Origin of the sequence: Ferdinandcohnia sp. QZ13 (assembly GCF_031324165.1) — a bacterium.
Classification (GTDB): domain Bacteria; phylum Bacillota; class Bacilli; order Bacillales; family Bacillaceae_L; genus Ferdinandcohnia.
Window position 1 is genome coordinate 1,629,599 of the sequence record NZ_JAVIVW010000001.1, and the last position, 13,897, is coordinate 1,643,495.

Consider the following 13,897-nt stretch of genomic DNA (forward strand, 5'->3'; position numbering starts at 1 on the left):
CATACTAAGCACGAACATAATAAGCCTCCCACTGTTAAACTAGCCTGACCGTTAGCTAATAACTTGTAGAGTAGAGAACTGATTTCAATGGGATAGCTTACGCTATCTTCATTTAATTTCAGCTCCCCCTCATCAAACCGTACGTGAAGTTTTCCCTCATACGGCTTTCCGATGTTCTTCTTTCTTGTGCATTACGGTTAATTCAGTGCAAGTTTCACGATTAAATGATTTACTTCATCCCGAATAGTCTTTAAGTTACCATGTTTTCTTCTGATGTTCCTTTTCTTGTTGTAAAAGAGTGTGAGCCTTTTGAGCACATACCAATCAATCTGATTTAGCCACTTATATGCAATTGGTGAAATCTTGTAATAATTCTTATAACCTTGCAGTATTCTATTTAAGCCTTTTACCAATTCTTTTATGTCTAAATATAACTTGGTTCTTGGCTCTGTATATGCCTTAATCTTTGCTCTCATCTTTTTCATGGCATTCTTCTTCGGAATGTGAGCCATAGCGTAAAAGGGTCTTCCCCCTTTATTATGTACCTCGAATTTACGATTGTGGAAACCTAGGAAATCAAACCCCTCTTTATTATCAAACAAGTGGACTAGTCTTGATTTGTCCCGATTAATAGTCAAGTCCAGCTTTTTCATAATTGACTGTAATACTTGTATACTCTCAATCGCTTGTTGTTTTGTTCTTGTTAATATTACAAGATCATCTGCATAACGAACGAGTTCTCCTAGGTGATGGAATTTCTTTAACCAGAGCTTGTCCAATGTATTTAGATAAATATTTGCTAGTAAAGGAGAAATCACTCCTCCTTGTGGTGTCCCCGTTAGGGGATTTCTAACATTTCCTTCTTCCATTATCCCAGCACGTAGCCATTTTCGGATTAACTTTAAGATTCTGCGGTCATTGATTTTCTGTTCAATTAATTTTAACAACTTTTCTTGGTTAATGTTGTCAAAATATCCTTGAATATCTATGTCTACTACCCATGAACTTCCTTTGCTTGCATTTCTTATGCTAGCCATAGCTTGATGTGCATTTCTTCTTGGTCGAAAACCAAAAGAACATTCTTGAAAATCTGCTTCAAATATCGGTTCAATAACCAACTTTGTAGCCATTTGTACCACTCTGTCTTTTATAGTCGGAATCCCTAATGGTCTCTTCTTTCCATTTTCCTTTGGAATATACGTTCTTAGTACAGGGCTTGGATTATATTTATTCTCTTTTAGCTGAGTATATAGCTCATTTAAGAAATTTCTTTCCCCGTACTCAGTAACGATTTCTTCAATCGTTTGCCCGTCTACTCCTCCACTACCTTTCTTTCTTTTTACACGCTTCCAGGCTTCTAGTAATATATCTGGTCGATATACTTTATCATATAAAGCATGAAACTTACGTTTCGGATTCTCCTTGGCACATAGATATAGTGTTTTCCAAAGTTCTTGAGCTTTTACATCGGTGTAGTTAGCTAATTTCATAGCATTCACTTACTCTTACCTCCTTTAAACACATGAACAAAGTAGAGGTCCTTCCCTATATCATGTTGTGTTGTCATGATAATCATTGGTACTATGACCTCCTCCGACTCCCTCTTTACAGTCCACCATTTCGCAATTGCTTATAGGCTTTCTCTCTCCTTAACCATAAGGGTAAAGTAGGGTCTCCCCAGTTCCGATGATTACTGTCTTTACATGTCGTTCCCCATACCCCGAGAGATTCTTGAGTGTTGTTCCAAGTTCCACACACCTTCCATGGTCTTCGCCCTTTGTCGCAAGGCTCGACTTCTCTTTGTCCTGTTTCCAGGTTGCTCTTGACGAGGCGGCAGGATTCACTTTATGTTACAACCTGTAAAGTTGCTGGCACAGGGCTTCAACCTTAGGATTACTCCACCAGCTGCCTGTCAGCTACTAGGCGACTTGGTTCTTACCTAGACTGGACTTTCACCAGTTAGCAATTAACGGCTTGCCTGGGCACGCCAATAAAAAAGTGCATTTATCCTTCTTGGATCAACGCACCATTTCGTTGAAAAGAAATCAAATAATACCTGTTTATCAAAAACTAGCTAATCCCACTTTCTAAACGACACTTCAATGGTAAATACATTTTCATCGACATTAGCTACCGCTTTTGCTCCTTGTTTGTTAACAAGTTTATGAACAATATGTAATTTTAGATATAGAAAAAGGCGATCACGTTTAGATCACCTTATTAACTCTTGTTACCCAATTATATATTTTTGAACAATAATTACACTTACAGTTGTCTTTGTTCGAGGGTAAAGAAGTTTATTTTCATGGTAGTTTTACACTAAAGACTTACGCATTAATTGCATATTATATAAATGATGTGACAATAAATCATTTTTTCTTACGTTTTCGTTCTAAAAATATAGGTGCTATATTTAGCAAGATAGAAACAATTGTCAAAAACCAAAATGCCCTTCCCATACCAGGTATTACATCCGATAAAGCAGCCCAATCTTCCGCTTTTACCCACCGAGTTAGATAACTGTAATCTGCACAAATGGTTAATGCTGTAAATGATAATGCCATCGCCATTGCAAGCTTATAATCCTTTCCTGCTGCATACAAAGAAAGATTTATAACAGTTACTACTATTGCAATAACCCCTAATATTAACCACATAACTATACCCCCATTTATTTTTATTTATGTCGTGTAATGATACTAATGTGCTTCGTTAGTAAAAAAGCGACTATCTTTATTAGACAATCGCACCCATAATAATTATATTTTTAAAGCCATTCGCACCGTTTTTAAAATATGGCCTTCGAATTCTTCATCAAACTCTTTAACAATTTCGAACCCTTTTGCTTCATAAAAAGTCTTTCCTATTTTATTATCCTTTTCTACATTTATATAAATCTCTTTTACACCATCTAAATCTTTAATTCCTTGTTGTAACAATGCTGAACCAATTCCTTTATCTTGGTATTCTGGATAAAGATAAATAGAACCCAATTCAACTTTTCCATCTTCTCTTACTGGAGAAAAGTTGGCAAAACCAACAACTCTACCATCAACTTCAGCTACGAAGAGAAAAGATTGTTCTAAGCGTTGCTTCATCCTTTCATCATTGTAAGCTGATTTCAAGAAATTATCCTGTACCTCTAAAGGAATAATTCCTTCATATGTAGCATTCCAAGTTGTTTTCGCCACGTCTTGTACTTGTTTTGTATCTTCGTGGTGCATCTTACGAATAGAGAAATTCACATAAATCTCCCCTTTTGTAATAATTTTCTATTTTGGTTATTGTAGCACAATTAGACTTTAAATAGTTAAAATTGTTGATTAACAAGACGATGCGTATACTCGTCTATCCATACTTCTAGAACTTCGGTTCCAATATTTTAAAATAGGCTGTTTTCGTAAACTTTGTTGTTTTTGGATAAGATTGTGCGAAGAAAAATAGTAATTATTGACCTTCTTGTGATTTCAGCGGATGGTACGAGACTCCTGCAGGAATAGCGAGCCAAGCGAGACCCCGCAGTGAAACGAGGAGGCTTGCGAATCGCCCGCGGAAAGCGAGTACCAGAAGCGGAAATCACCCTATGTTTTAAAAGCAACAATCTTTTAAAAATGAGCCTTAAAATAAAAAAGGCTGCCATCATTTCGCAGCCAACTCTAGCCTCATTATTGCTTACTTCGTTAAGGGAAATATGGTAAACGTAAACGCGGGTATAATTAGAGGTAAGATAAATTAGCCCCACCACATCACACAGACAAAAACTGACCATAGAGATACAAATATCCCTATTATACCGAAAATTAATATGTATAAAAGAATAAATCTATCATCAATCTTTTCAAACTTGATCATCAAATATGCTAATAAAGGGGTCACTAAGTAAATGAGGATACTAAAAACCGTAAAGGTAGTTAAGTAATATACACCTTTATCGGTATTTGTTATGTTTTCCAAGAGATAGGCGAAAGATTGTCCGTATATGCCTAATACCGTCGCAATTATCATTAAAATCCATATAAAAAAATGACCTTTATGCACTGCCAACTCCTCCAGAGTAACCGCTTTTCATAAGTGTAATATTACACTAATCATAACAAAAGACTCCTCATTTAGAAATAGTTTTTTATTAAACTAAACTGTTTCTTTCTTGAAGAAGAATAAGATTAATGCTATTTAAGTGTAATCTTGCACAACATCCCATCCCTTAAGAATAAAAAAGAGCTGCCCAATACAGCTCATTGATCTAAAATGTGAAATAATAATACTCAGAAGACTTACATAGCTACTTGTGAGTTATATACCTTTTTAAATTTCATAAAACTGATGATTCTCCATAACCCAACATATACAAACAGAGAAATAATAGATAAAGCATTTAATGTTAAAGCATCAATGCCTGGTAAAAAGGAATCAGATAATCGACGGCTAACAAATACTATGATTAACGCAATTACAAAACCAATGCTCTTTTTTGCATAAATCTTCCCATCCTCTCGAATCTCGTAACCCGTTGTATAAATCAATGGTATAGATAAAATAATGCCAAATATCACTGAAACGATAATTTCCATTGTTGTCATGTGAACAGATGGTTGGATCACCACAGAAAAGGCAGGTGACATATAGAGCAGCGGAAGCAAAATTCGCAAGCCAGAACCTTTAATTGGGCGGACCATCGCTCTTGTTCGCCTCCAAAGGATCAGTCCAAAAATAATAAGTAAAACTGCGAACATTCCATATTGCATGTTTAGTGTTCACTCCATCCCTTATAATCGAACATCTAAATTGATAATTGTAAAAAACTTGGGTAAATTTACAGAACATTATAAAGGAAGTTTTATTTTCACACTCCCATCAACCAGATTTTCCTTTATTGATTTTCATTTTTTAATATTCAATGAACATAGGCATAAATCCTTTTTGGATCTACGCCCCTTTGTACATTTTTTTATTAACTATATGGTAATAACAACCTTCCCTTGTGAATGTCCTTCTTCAAAATACTCAAATGCATTTGGTACGTCACATAAGGAATAGCTTCTATCAATAACGGGCTTTACCTTTCCTTCTTCAATCAGCTTTTTCAACACGATTAAATCTTCTTGCTTCGGCCTTTGTAAAAAGGGAATGAATTTCTTTTTTCCAGTCATTGAGTACCAGGCCCCTATTGTCATGGATTGATACATTTGGCTTTCTGCGCCACCTACATGAATGAATAGACCATTCTCTTTTAGCAATCTTTTATAAGTAGAAATAGGTTGTGATCCATTCACTCCGAAAATCACATCATAGGTCCTATCAAGGTTCTTAATGTCTTCTTTTTTGTAATCAATCACATGGTCCGCGCCAAGGGACTTTGCAATGTCTACGTTTCTCGTACTCACCACGGCCGTCGTTTGAGCACCATAAGCTTTGGCAATTTGAACCGCAAACGTCCCAACACCACCCGACGCACCATGAAGTAGTACTTCCTGTCCAGCCCTCACCTTCCCTTTGTCTCTGATTGCTTGTAGGGCAGTCATGGCTGCCATGGGGGCGGCAGCTGCTTCAGTAAATAAGAGATTACTAGGCTTTAAAGCCAATGCCTTTTCATCAACGGCTACATATTCCGCAAAGGTTCCCCAACCGCTGCTTGAGATGTCTCCGTACACTTCATCCCCTACTTGAAATTGGGTCACATTCTCACCTATCGCCTCAACAATCCCGGCCATGTCTCCGCCAGGAATCAGGTATTTCGGTTTCCTTAGTCCAAATGCCAATCGGACTGGCAGTGGTTTCCCTCTTAATAAAACTAGATTACTATAATTGATCGATGATGCATGAACTCTTACTAGCACTTGATTCCCCTTAGGTGTAGGTGTAGCGACCTCACGTAGTTTCAGTGTATCGGGTGATCCATATTTTTCAGAGATAATCGCTCTCATCTCAGGCCTCCTATTAACCCTTTTTCAATGATTGTAATCGGAAAATGTGGATGCGGCATTGACTTAAGTTAAGATGTTTATTGAATTCGTTTTTTTATTCGACTTAATGACTCTGGTGTCATCCCGAGGTAGCTTGCCAATTGATGTTGAGGTACACGTGTGAGGAGATCTGGTCGATTTTGGATAATCATTTTGTAGCGGTCTTCTGGAGAAGAGCGAATAAATAGTGCATGTTCATTTTGGATTTGAGTAAGGTACTTTTCCTTCATCCGTCTGGTCATGGTTTCAAGTTCGGTGTATTGCTTATACATGTCTTGTTCAGACTCTAGGTCTCCAACAACCAATACACTATCTTCTTGGCAGGTTAATGTGTAGATGGATTCTTGATCTGGGTCTTCTGCATTAAACAATAAAATCGCTTGATCTTCGGTATAAAAATGAGTCGTAACCTCTTTTCCATCAGTATCCAGATAATATTGTCGGACACAGCCCTTCAATACAAAATAACAATTCTTTGATGGACGATCCCCCTGTTTGATGAGTGTGGTCCCCTTTTCAAACTTCTCTACGATTATAGCGTCAATCACAGCTTGTTGTTCGGCTTCACTTAGAGATGTATATGTAGCCATATATTTCATGAGAATCTCTTTCATGATATGTCTCCTTTACATTTTATGGGCCCTTTATGTCAATAGTACCATTACAATGTATTCACAACATTCCTTATTTATAAGAGCTATCCGGTCAACATGGTGAGGAAAATAAGGAATCCTCCCTAAAGTACATTCCGAAGCCTTTCGTTACATGTTATTTCTGGTTCATGGTAACATTGTAATATAAAAATAAATAATACTTAATCAATGGAAAGGAGTCATGTATACATGAAAAAGTTTATTAACGCGACTATATATGGAGAACCGAACTTCCATGAGATTTTAGTAGAAAACGGTCATTTTAAAGCAATAGGGAATGATTTAGGAAACACAGATGAGGTCATTGATTTAGAAGGTCGTTTGGTGTTACCACCATATGTTGACCCTCATTTACATTTAGACTATATCTTTTCGGGGCTAGGCGAAGGAAATGCAAATGTGTCGGGTACATTATTTGAAGGGATCCAGCGCTGGAGTGATAATAAGAAATCATTAACGGAAGAATTGGTTCGTGAGCGTGCGATGAAAGGGATTCAAAAGGAGTTGAGTCATGGGGTTCAATTTATCCGTACTCATGTGGATATAACGGATCCCAATTTAACTGGAATGAAAGCTCTTCTGGAACTCCGTGAAGAATTGAAAGATATTGTTACCTTACAGCTCGTCGCATTTCCTCAAGAAGGATTCTTTCGATATAAAGGTGCCGAACAGTTGATGGAAAAAGCGCTTGAAATGGGTGCTGACGTTGCAGGAGGAATTCCTCACTTCGAAATTTCCTATGAACATGGTGTTGAATCATTACGTCGGATTGTAGACATGGCCATCAAATATAATGTGATGATTGATATTCATTGTGATGAAAACGATGATCCAAATAGCCGATTTTTAGAAGTATTGAATGCACTTGTAATGGAAAAAGATTATGGTACATATACCACAGCAAGTCATACTTGCAGCTTTGGTTCTGTAGAAAACAGCTATGCGAATAAAATGTTGGGTTTGTTTAGAGAATCAAACATTAACTTCATCTCGTGTCCAACCGAAAATGCACATTTACAAGGACGTGGTGATACCTATCCTAAACGTCGCGGTCTAACTCGGGTAAAAGAACTACTTGCTAACGGAAATAATGTGGCATTTGCCCAGGACTCCATTGCAGATTACTGGTATCCACTCGGGAATGGCAATATGATGAACATTTTAGACAACGGGATCCATTTAGCTCATTATACGCACATTGACGAAATCAATAAGGCATTCGACCTCATCACGACCAACGGTGCAAACATTATGAGAGTGAACGATGAGTATGGGATTGAAGCTGGTAAACCAGCGAACTTTATCGTTTTAGATGCACAGGATGCCTATGAAGCCATTCGTGAACGTGCAGAAGTTCTTGCCTCTATTCGCAATGGTGAGTATCTCTTCAAACGTGAGCCGCGAAAAAATGAAATCGAAATCGATTTCCTAAAACAATCATAAAGTCTTATGGGGCTGTCCGAAGTCATGAAAGTGACTGGTGACAGCCCCTTTTATATGCTCGAAGCTTCTAGTGTAGCCGGCATTTACCAAGCACAAAAATAGTAGGATTTAACTAATACTCATTATGGGTAAAATAAGGATAATCTCTCTTGTAATAACGCTAAAACTTCATTTGGCATTTCCCTGACCTTAGTATCCTCACCGAGGAAAAGGAGCCAATTGGTTAGTTCGGTTAATTCATCTGTATGATGTACATTGATATGAGCCTTTAGAATCGCTGTGGTTTGATAGGGATCCGTATAGGAAATCGAAAATTTTAACGGATGGTATTTTTTGAACTGGGCAATCGCCGTTGGACCAAGCTCAAGGACAAAGTTAATGTCCTCTTCCTGCATCCTTAGTTTATCTAAAAGTTTCTTTTCAGTTACTCTTTCTTCCGAAGTATATGGTTTTACATTTTTGAGTTGGTCGACAGGAAAAATCTTTTTCTTCTCTTCCTTTAGATCAAATCCTTCAATGAGCCATACGCTTTTTTCACGATAAAGGTGCAAGAGATAAATTTCATAGGACGTAATCACCTTCTCTTCTTCGATGAAGATCTCTAAATATCTATCCAAAAGAAGGATCTGGATAAGTTTTTCTAACATCGGATGAGGAAGGTCTGATAGATCAAGTAGGTCAGGATTATTCGGGTTAGTTCCTTCAAATAGGAGAATTTGATTTAACAAAATAAGGTCATCTTGCTGGCTTTCTGAGATGAGTCCTAGCAATTTTTCAGCTAAAGATTGACGGCTCTTAAGGTATGGAAGTTGTAGATTTCTTGTGGCCATAAAGGCAATAAAAAGAGCTTTCACCTCATCATTGGTAAAGCGAACCTCGGGCAGGACAGAGTTATGCATGACAAAATAGCCGCCATCCCTGCCTACTTCAGCGACAAGTGGCATCCCCATCGCCTCAATTTCTCTGATATCCCGAATGGCTGTCGAACGAGAGATGTTAAATTCTCTCATGATTTCAGAAATGGTAAAATGGGAGCGGTTGTTGATATACCGCATGATGATATTAATTCGTTCAACTTTTTTCATGGCGACTCCTAAACAGTATCATTTTTTGACATGGTTTAAGGCTATTATAAACATATCAAATGAAAAGACAAATCATTTGAATTACTTTTAGAAAAGGAAGGTTTTGAATATGGCAGATTATACAATTGAAGAAAAAGACAGTTTTATCGTTTTAGGAATTGGAACTGAGCTCAAGAGCGACTATAGAGACTTTGCTGGTATCAATAAGGAAAAGGCCGATTTTTGGGAAGCCGTAACACAAGATGGAAGACTTGATGCTTTAAAAGCCCTTGCCACAAATGACTACATTTTTGCGGTAAACGAAGCGGTGAATAACAAGATGATGCATTATGCCGGCGTTATGACAGAGGAAACATTACCTGAAGCAACCAGAGTGATCCAGTTTCCAAAGGGTCCATATGTAGTTGTCAAAGGTGAAGCAAAAACGTCTGAAGAGTTAAGTCAAACACTTACTGGCATAGCCTTTGGTCAAGCTTTGGCAGAAGCAACCGATTATGCCTATGTCGGCGGGCCAAATACGACGGTTGAGATGGGACAGCGTGACGGTAAGGTATTTGGTGAAATGTGGATTCCTGTTGTTAAGAAATAATTGGAGTGATGGAAATGTCCTATATCGTCGATTTTAAAAATGTATCTACAGTTGGTTTGGAGTCTTCACCTGTAGCAGATGCACTTGCTGGTTTACGAGCTCATGAAGCCCGTTACTTTATGAACAAATATAAACATGAATTTACGGTTGTACCAGCTAGCGAAAGTCAGGAGACCCTTGACTATGTGAACCGAGTTTTGAAAGAAGAACGTGACATTGAGTTTGCGGCCAAACCTTTAGAAACATCTCGTTTTCAAGTGGAAAATATCAACTGGACCTATGTCTTCTATGAAGATGGTCTTGGGGTCAACGTGTTGTATACAATTGATGATCCTAAGAAGCGTGCCGTTGGTTTTAAGCTTTCTGAGGGGATGGAGATTCCAAAGGAGTTGGAAGGAAAGTTTAAGTTTGCCAGACAAAAGTCTAAACTTGCTGGAACGATTCGTGGCTCGTATTTTGTCATTAAGGGTGAATATTAAAGTTAGAAGATGCAGCACCTCTCTTTTAAGTAGAAGGTGCTGTTACTTTTTTGCAGGAAAATGTGGTTAGATTGTTACAAGTTTTCAAACATAATTATGAAGGATTTGTGAATCCTTTCACAAATCTACCTTCAAGATGCCGAATGGAGATATACTGTAATTGAGTTGAAAATATATCTTCCAAGGAAGGTGCTATGTAATGAAAGGTACAGCATTATTAATCAATAAGGATCACTCAGTTACAGTTTTAGAAAACGTTGAACATGAGGTGTATGAAGATCTAGTAAGTCTAGAAGATTCTAAAAATATACAATGTACCATTAATGACAAAGAAATCCACTTTGATCCGTTTGATAAAGTCGTTTGGTATGAGGAAACAATCGACTGGGAATACGGGTATTAATATATTGGTTCATCCATTAACAAGGCTTGCTGTAATGTAATTACTGCAAGCTATTTTTTTACAGATTTTTATCGATTCGACAACACCAGGTGACGTTATCCTAAAAATAATGGATATCTATTCCTCTATTTCCACATTAATCTACAAACCTAGACAATCCTAGTGTATAATAATTTAGTAGAATGATAGATTTGTGAGGAGGTACAAAAGTTGGGTAATAAGAAAATATATATGTCCGTGACAACAGCTGCATTCATTGCCGCTTCACTATACGGTGCGGGTGAAACTGAGGCAGCAAGTACATACAAAGTTCAAACTGGTGATTCACTCTGGAAGATTGCTCAAAAGCATAATATTACTGTTACACAATTGAAGTCCTTAAACAATTTAACAAGCGATCTGATTTTTCCAAATCAAGTCCTACATACAGAAATAAATGCTACCAACACTACACCAAGTAACAATACGCCAACGACGAACGTAAAAGAAAATCAAAATACGAGTCCTAGTCCTAGCCCAAGTCCATCAAAGGCAACTACATACACTGTAAAATCTGGTGATACACTAAGTGGGATTGCAGCCAAACATAAGATTTCACTTAGTGACTTAATGAAGTGGAATAACTTGAATTCAACTCTGATCTTCCCTGGAAATGTGTTTGTTGTCAGTCAAGCTACAACTACGGAGAAGCCAACCAACACGACACCTCCGAAAACAGAACAACCAGTTAACACAACTCCTGAGAAAACAGAGAAACCACAAGAAGAAAAGGTGCAATCGGCTACTGTTTATACAGTTAAGTCAGGCGACACCTTATCACGAATTGCACTAGAATATAAAGTGACAGTGGCCAACCTTAGAAGCTGGAATAACTTGAAATCAGATATGATCTACATTGGTCAAAAGCTAACTATTGGGGATGGCGCTAAAGTAGAAGCTCCAAAAGTGGAAACCCCACCAAGTGCGATTAGCTATAATGTCGATAAGTTGATTCAAGTAGCGAAAAGCCAATTGGGAGCAGGCTACGCATGGGGCGGATCTTCACCTAATGGCTTTGACTGTAGTGGGTTCATTTACTATGCATATAAGGAAGCTGGTTTAAATACCAACCGCTATTCAAGCGAAGGCTACCATATGCGCTCCTACTATGTAAATACACCTAGTGTGGGTGACCTAGTATTCTTCCAAGGAACCTATAAATCTGGTATTTCTCATATGGGGATATATATTGGTAATAATGAATTTATCCATGCTTCAAATGACGGAGTTGTCGTTTCGAATGTAAATGACTCTTATTGGAAAAAGCATTTTGAAGGGTTTAAGAGATTTTATTAATAGATTATAACGGTTGAGGAAGTTAGTCCTTTGGGATTGACTTCCTTTTTCAGTAGGACTAGCTATAAAAAAGGCCTCCTCAAAAACTTGAAGAGACCTCTGGTACACTTTGTCATCATACGTATACGTACCCAAGAAACTGCAACAGATACTGGTAGCAATTGCTTCATTCGAAAGCAAATCCCTTTACCAAGTTTTTAGTTATGTTTATTATTTTCAATCAATACAACAGACAAATCATCGCTTTGTTTTGCACGTGGATACAAAGTACAATCTTTGTCCTTCTTTTCAATCAGTCTAATCTGTCTAATGGTTTCTTTTATAAAATCTAAATCAAACGAAAAATTTGAAATGTTAACAATACCGTATAATTCAAAAAGCCTTGCATAACCATCGCTAAAACATAAGATTCTTGTGCTATTAGCAATATCAAGAGTACCCTTTATACCATGGGGAATTCCATTTGCATCCAATGAACCAATCCAATAACCGTCTTCCCTGTTTAATAGTTTTCTTGTTTCTTGTAAAGCATTTAAAATCTTTGCATCCTTATTTTCTGAATGTAAGGACTTTATCATTCCGATGTCCTTTTTATGTTGGTTACTAAATATTTCAATACGGTTATCTGTAATGTATTTAGTTTTACTTTTAGAACCTACCAACATTCCACAATCACCTAACACATAATACTCTAATCTATTATTAATAATTCTAACCATAATAATTGCAAATGTTGGTAACTCATAATAATATACTTCAGATAATTTCTCATTAATTTCATTGGCAATTTGATTTACTTTATTCACTGTATTATTTAATATTTTCTCTAATGAAATTTCATCACTAATAAAATGAGGTAGCCATTTATTTATCTCGTTGACAATCCAAACAACATCATTTTCATCCGATATATTATTTTTATTAAAAATAGGAGTTGCACCGTCTATAACCCAAGCAACATTATTAAAAGTACCTACTCTGTCTTCATTATACTCAGCAGTGCCTATTCCACTGTAAGAAAAAATGTACTTCATTACATTCCCTTTCATCTATCTTTCTTCAATAAACGTATTTGTTAACGCACCTACCTTTTCAATTTCTACTGTGACAATGTCCCCTGGTTGGAGGTAGACTTGTTGGTCTTCTGGAAATCCAAGCACAACTCCTTCAGGTGTTCCAGTTAAGATCAAATCTCCTGGTTCAAGAGTCATGTGTTGAGAAATATAGCTTATAATTTCATCACAGTAAAAAATCATATCGGATGTATTCGAATTCTGACGTAATTCACCATTTACTTTTGTTTTAATGGCTAAATTATTTGGATTTCCCACTTCATCTGCTGTCACTAAGTATGGACCTATCGGGCTAAAATCATCACATGACTTTCCTAAAAGCCACTGTTGAGTTCTTGTTTGTAAGTCTCTTGCAGATAAATCATTTACTGTACAATACCCAAATACATATTCTAATGCTTCTTCTCTCGAAACATACTTCGCTTTTTTCCCAATAACTATTCCCAATTCAACTTCGTAATCCAGCTTATGGGTTACCTTTGGAATTTGAATACTACAATTGTGTCCTGTTAATGTATTATTAAATTTATTAAATAAAATAGGAACTTCTGGATACGAAGAATTGGTTTCATCTGCATGCCTTTTGTAGTTTAGCCCTACACAAATTATTTTACTTGGTTGTGTAACAGCTGGTCCCCACTCTATGTGTTGTGGGCTTTCGAGAAATGGGGAATTTTTCTGTAAAGGAAGCTCCTTCAAATAGTAACTTAATATGTCTAGCACTTTAGATCCACCATGAATCACTTCCATAATAGTCGTTGGGACGCCCTCTTTCGGATGAAGAGATAAGGCTCTTCCTATATCTACAATTCCAACTTCTTCTTGGACACCTAACACCCATTTATCCTCATTTTTTATAGTTAAAAGTTTCATT

General features: G+C 37.0%; 14 protein-coding genes. 5 read left to right on the forward strand and 9 right to left on the reverse strand.

Features of this window, described 5'->3' with window-relative positions; genetic code table 11:
- Positions 1 to 197: 197 nt before the first annotated feature.
- From ltrA to RGU12_RS07880, 6 genes are all read right to left on the reverse strand, one after another.
- Positions 198 to 1,499 (reverse strand): group II intron reverse transcriptase/maturase, encoded by a 1,302-nt coding sequence (gene ltrA / locus RGU12_RS07855; protein ID WP_396232295.1) that lies wholly within the window; start codon positions 1,497 to 1,499, stop codon positions 198 to 200.
- 870 nt (positions 1,500 to 2,369) lie between these two features.
- Positions 2,370 to 2,657 carry a hypothetical protein gene (locus tag RGU12_RS07860; RefSeq protein WP_309535582.1) on the reverse strand — a complete coding sequence of 96 codons (288 nt, stop codon included), beginning with the start codon at positions 2,655 to 2,657 and terminating at the stop codon, positions 2,370 to 2,372.
- Between the two features lie 102 nt (positions 2,658 to 2,759).
- Positions 2,760 to 3,245 carry a GNAT family N-acetyltransferase gene (locus RGU12_RS07865; RefSeq protein ID WP_309535583.1) on the reverse strand — a complete coding sequence of 162 codons (486 nt, stop codon included), beginning with the start codon at positions 3,243 to 3,245 and terminating at the stop codon, positions 2,760 to 2,762.
- A gap of 1,029 nt (positions 3,246 to 4,274) precedes the next feature.
- Positions 4,275 to 4,745 (reverse strand): CcdC protein domain-containing protein, encoded by a 471-nt coding sequence (locus RGU12_RS07870; protein WP_309535584.1) that lies wholly within the window; start codon positions 4,743 to 4,745, stop codon positions 4,275 to 4,277.
- Positions 4,746 to 4,955: 210 nt separating this feature from the next.
- Positions 4,956 to 5,924, reverse strand: coding sequence for an NAD(P)-dependent alcohol dehydrogenase (locus RGU12_RS07875; RefSeq protein ID WP_309535585.1), 969 nt, complete (start codon positions 5,922 to 5,924; stop codon positions 4,956 to 4,958).
- Between the two features lie 77 nt (positions 5,925 to 6,001).
- Complete coding sequence (locus RGU12_RS07880) at positions 6,002 to 6,577, reverse strand: Crp/Fnr family transcriptional regulator (protein WP_309535586.1); 576 nt, start codon at positions 6,575 to 6,577, stop codon at positions 6,002 to 6,004.
- 228 nt (positions 6,578 to 6,805) lie between these two features.
- Here RGU12_RS07880 and RGU12_RS07885 point away from each other — a divergent pair, with 228 nt between their 5' ends.
- Complete coding sequence (locus tag RGU12_RS07885; RefSeq protein WP_309535587.1) at positions 6,806 to 8,059, forward strand: amidohydrolase family protein; 1,254 nt, start codon at positions 6,806 to 6,808, stop codon at positions 8,057 to 8,059.
- A gap of 122 nt (positions 8,060 to 8,181) precedes the next feature.
- Here the strand turns inward: RGU12_RS07885 and RGU12_RS07890 are convergent, their stop codons facing one another.
- Positions 8,182 to 9,144 carry a helix-turn-helix transcriptional regulator gene (locus RGU12_RS07890; RefSeq protein ID WP_309535588.1) on the reverse strand — a complete coding sequence of 321 codons (963 nt, stop codon included), beginning with the start codon at positions 9,142 to 9,144 and terminating at the stop codon, positions 8,182 to 8,184.
- A gap of 109 nt (positions 9,145 to 9,253) precedes the next feature.
- Here RGU12_RS07890 and RGU12_RS07895 point away from each other — a divergent pair, with 109 nt between their 5' ends.
- From RGU12_RS07895 to RGU12_RS07910, 4 genes are all read left to right on the forward strand, one after another.
- Positions 9,254 to 9,733 (forward strand): GyrI-like domain-containing protein, encoded by a 480-nt coding sequence (locus tag RGU12_RS07895; RefSeq protein WP_309535589.1) that lies wholly within the window; start codon positions 9,254 to 9,256, stop codon positions 9,731 to 9,733.
- Between the two features lie 14 nt (positions 9,734 to 9,747).
- A complete protein-coding gene (locus RGU12_RS07900; RefSeq protein ID WP_116353742.1) occupies positions 9,748 to 10,212 on the forward strand; it encodes a DUF8821 family protein in 465 nt (154 codons plus the stop codon).
- Positions 10,213 to 10,411: 199 nt separating this feature from the next.
- A complete protein-coding gene (locus RGU12_RS07905) occupies positions 10,412 to 10,615 on the forward strand; it encodes a protein YkzT (protein ID WP_309535590.1) in 204 nt (67 codons plus the stop codon).
- Between the two features lie 210 nt (positions 10,616 to 10,825).
- Positions 10,826 to 11,950, forward strand: a complete 1,125-nt coding sequence (locus RGU12_RS07910) for a LysM peptidoglycan-binding domain-containing protein (protein WP_309535591.1) — start codon at positions 10,826 to 10,828, stop codon at positions 11,948 to 11,950.
- Between the two features lie 197 nt (positions 11,951 to 12,147).
- On the opposite strand, the gene RGU12_RS07915 is transcribed toward RGU12_RS07910, so the two are convergent.
- Entirely contained in the window at positions 12,148 to 12,999 is an 852-nt protein-coding gene (locus tag RGU12_RS07915) for a hypothetical protein (protein WP_309535592.1), read from the reverse strand.
- Positions 13,000 to 13,896 carry a fumarylacetoacetate hydrolase family protein gene (locus tag RGU12_RS07920; RefSeq protein WP_309535593.1) on the reverse strand — a complete coding sequence of 299 codons (897 nt, stop codon included), beginning with the start codon at positions 13,894 to 13,896 and terminating at the stop codon, positions 13,000 to 13,002.
- Position 13,897: the final 1 nt, after the last annotated feature.